The 3,531-nt window shown below is 64.0% G+C and carries 4 protein-coding genes; all 4 read left to right on the forward strand.

What is annotated here, in order from left to right; translation table 11 throughout:
- Positions 1 to 684: aldo/keto reductase (locus GXP39_00050; GenBank protein NOZ26428.1), on the forward strand; the 684-nt coding region annotated here is incomplete at its 5' end.
- Between the two features lie 94 nt (positions 685 to 778).
- Positions 779 to 2,005, forward strand: coding sequence for a DegT/DnrJ/EryC1/StrS family aminotransferase (locus GXP39_00055; protein ID NOZ26429.1), 1,227 nt, complete (start codon positions 779 to 781; stop codon positions 2,003 to 2,005).
- A gap of 372 nt (positions 2,006 to 2,377) precedes the next feature.
- Positions 2,378 to 3,289 (forward strand): GNAT family N-acetyltransferase, encoded by a 912-nt coding sequence (locus tag GXP39_00060; GenBank protein NOZ26430.1) that lies wholly within the window; start codon positions 2,378 to 2,380, stop codon positions 3,287 to 3,289.
- A 142-nt stretch (positions 3,290 to 3,431) separates the two neighbouring features.
- On the forward strand, positions 3,432 to 3,531 hold a 100-nt coding region (locus GXP39_00065; protein NOZ26431.1), incomplete at its 3' end, for a glycosyltransferase family 1 protein.

A 3,531-nucleotide genomic window follows, 5' to 3' on the forward strand; every position in this document is an offset into this window, starting at 1 on the left:
CGGCGGTTGAACACGGACTACATCGATCTGTATCAGATCCACTGGCCTAGCCGGGAGGTCCCCATCGAGGAGACGATGGAGGCGCTGGAGCGGCTGCGGGAGCAGGGGAAGATCCGTGCCATCGGCGTCAGCAATTTCGGCCCTCAGGATATGGCCGATCTGCTGGCCGTTGGACGTTGTGAGACGAACCAGTTGCCCTATAGCCTGCTATGGCGCGCCATCGAGTATGAGATCGTCCCCCAGTGCCTGGAGCACGAGATCGGCCTCCTGTGTTACAGCCCCCTGGTCCACGGGTTGCTGACGGGGAAGTTCTCCTCGCCGGATGAGGTGCCCGAAGGGCGGGCCCGGACCCGGCATTTCTCCAGGGATCGGCCGCTGACCCGCCACGGTGAGGAGGGGTGCGAGGAGGAGACGTTCGCGGCCATTGAGCGCATCCGGCGGATTTGCGAGGGGATCGGACAGCCGATGGCGAAGGTAGCCCTCGCCTGGCTGCTTTATCAGCCTGGCGTGGTCTCCGTGTTGGCCGGGGCCCGGCACCCGGGGCAGGTCGTGGAGAACGCCTCGGCGGCTGATCTCAAGCTCTCGCCCGACGTGGTGCGGGCGCTGACGGAGGCGACCGAGACTCTGAAGGCGGCGCTCGGTCCCAATCCGGACATGTGGCTGTCCGAGTCCCGTATGCGGTAGATGGGATGGGCTTCGTCGCCCGTCCAATCAAGCGAGTGTTGGCCAGGGGTTCCCCCGAGGGCGGCACTCCATGCAAAAGCGAAGAGGTGTGACCATGGACCGATTGGCAATCCACGGCGGGACCCCCGTCCGCACCGAGCCGTTCCCGCGCTGGCCGGTGTGGGGGGAAGAGGAGGAGAAGGCGCTGTTGGAGGTGTTGCACTCCGGGCAATGGGGGATCGGCGGGGAGAAGACCCTCGAGTTCGAGAGGGCGTTCGCCCGGTTTCAGGACGCCCGGTACGGCGTCTCCTGCACGAACGGCACCGCCGCGCTGGAGATCGCGTTGCGCGCCGCGGGCATCGGCCCCGGCGATGAAGTCATCATCCCGCCGTACACGTTCGTGGCGACGGCCACCGCCTGTTTGTCCCTGGGGGCGCTTCCCGTCTTCGCCGACATCAACCCGGAGACGTATACGCTGTCGCCGGAGGCGGTGGAGGCGCAGATCACGGAGAGGACCAGGGCGATCATCGCCGTCCACATCGCGGGGTGCCCGGCCGATATGGACGCCCTGCCGGAGCTGGCGCGTCGCCATGGGCTGACGCTCATCGAGGACGCGGCTCAGGCTCATGCGGCCGCCTGGCGAGGCCGACGCGTGGGCGCCATCGGGGACATGGGCACGTTCAGCTTCCAGTCCAGCAAGAACCTGAGCGCCGGCGAGGGAGGGATCATCCTCACGGACAACGAGGAACTGGCGGATCGGTGTTGGTCGATCCACAATGTGGGGCGGGTGCGGGAGGGCGCCTGGTATCAACATGAGACGTGGGGGAGCAATTACCGCATGACGCAGTGGCAGGCGGCCATCCTGTTGGCGCAGATGACCCGCCTGGAGGAGCAGAGCGCCCGCCGCGAGGAGAACGCCCAGTACCTGGGGCGGGAGCTGTCTAAGCTCGGATTGAGGCCGCTCGCCCGTGATCCCCGGGTGACGCAGCACGCCTGGCACATTTTCATCTTCCGCTATGATCCCGAGCTGGCTCGTGGCGCCTCCCGGGAGGCGTTCATCCGGGCGCTGAACGCGGAGGGTATCCCCTGCGCGGCGGGGTATGTGCCCCTATATGCGACCAATGCGGTGCGCCAGGGCACGGAGGACAACTTGCGCTGGGTTGGGCGCGATCCGGATGAGATCGAGCGTCTTCATCGGCCGTGCCCGGCGGCGGAGCGGGCCTGCTATGAGGAGAGCGTCTGGTTGGGACAGAACGTGCTCCTGGGCACGCGCTCCGATATGGACAGCATCGTGGAGGCGGCGGAGAAGGTGTTGCGATTGCTGGAGCCAGAGCAGGCGTGAGTCGTGAAGGCTCGCGGCTCTGAGTGCAGATCCATGCGTGATCTTGACAGGCCGTCGTCGGATGGGGCTCGGCGACGGCCTATGCATCGCATCCTCATGCGCGTGACGGAGCTCCATCGCGGGATTTGTGTCCGTTCATTCATGTAAGACAGCATACTTGCGCGGTTCGATGATCACGCTATAATGTCTGTAGTGAAGACAACCACAGGCGGTTGGCCTGTGGTTTTGTATGGAAGGAGGAAGGCGTTGTCCACTCAGTGTATTGCCAAATCGTCCTTGCGGTTGGCCGTTCATCGTGGAGAGGAAGGCTTTGAGGCGCTGCGTTCCGAGTGGAATCCCCTTCTGCATCGCTCCGCATGGGATACCCTGTTCATGACGTGGGAATTTCAGAAGACGTGGTGGCAATATCATGGGGAGGGAGAGGCCTATCTGCTCGCCTGTCGGCTGGGAGATGAGCTGGTGGGGATCATCCCCCTGTACGTGGCCGAGGCGGAGGATGGGCGACGCATCCGGTTGGTGGGTGGCACGGAGGTGGCGGACTATCTGGACTTCATCGTCGCCCCGGGGCATGAGGCGGCTGTGATCCAGTGCGTGCTGGAGTGGCTGCAGGGGCCGGAGGCGCCCTCCTGGGACGCGGTGGAGTGGGTGAACGTGCCTGAGGAGGGACCCGTCCATCGATTTTTCCCCCAGGTAGCCTCCTCGCTGGGCTGGCAGGTGGAGACAGCGGTCGAGGATGTCTGTCCCATCATCCCGCTGCCGGAGACGTGGGATGATTACCTGGCCATGTTGAACAAGCATCAGCGCCATGAGATCCGCCGAAAGATCCGGCGCATCGAGCGGCAAGCTCGGGTCCATTGGTATATCGTCGATTCGACTTATGATCTGGATGCCGAGGTGGAGCGCTTTATCCGGCTGCATGAGGCGAGCAGCCCGGATAAGGACGCTTTCATGACAGATGAAATGCGGCGATTTTTCCACGCGTTGGCGTGGGTCATGCTGGAGGCCGGCTGGCTGCAGTTGTCCTTCATCGAGGTGAACGGCGAGGCGGCCGCCTCCATGTATTGCTTTGACTACGGGGATAGCGTTCTGGTCTACAACTCCGGGTATGACCCCGAGAAGTATGCCCGGCTCAGCCCGGGGATCGTGTTGTTGAGCTACTGTATCCGACACGCCATCGAGATCGGGAAGCGCAAGTTCGACTTCATGCAGGGTGACGAGGAGTATAAGTATCGCTTCGGCGGCCAGGACACGCGCGTGTATCGCATCGTCGCCCGGCCGTCGTAGGAAAGCATTTTGTATGGAGGATCCAGGGACACATCGGAGGAAAGGGGTGCCCCATCCGTCGGGGGACGCGTTGGGGATTGGACGGGATGGAAGAGGAGTAGACGAGCAGATGTGCGATCCTGTGGGTGACCGGGCGCCGCGCTTGCGGATTTGCATGTTGAGCGTTCATACCTGCCCGCTGGCCGCGTTGGGCGGAAAAGAGGCCGGCGGGATGAACGTGTATGTGCGCGACCTGACGCTGG

This window comes from Chloroflexota bacterium, assembly GCA_013152435.1.
GTDB lineage: Bacteria > Chloroflexota > Anaerolineae > DUEN01 > DUEN01 > DUEN01.

Bases quoted from the DNA above. Each gene is read 5' to 3' on its own strand.
- GXP39_00055 (NOZ26429.1), top strand. From the start codon at position 779: ATGGACCGATTGGCAATCCACGGCGGGACCCCCGTCCGCACCGAGCCG.
- GXP39_00060 (NOZ26430.1), top strand. From the start codon at position 2,378: ATGACGTGGGAATTTCAGAAGACGTGGTGGCAATATCATGGGGAGGGA.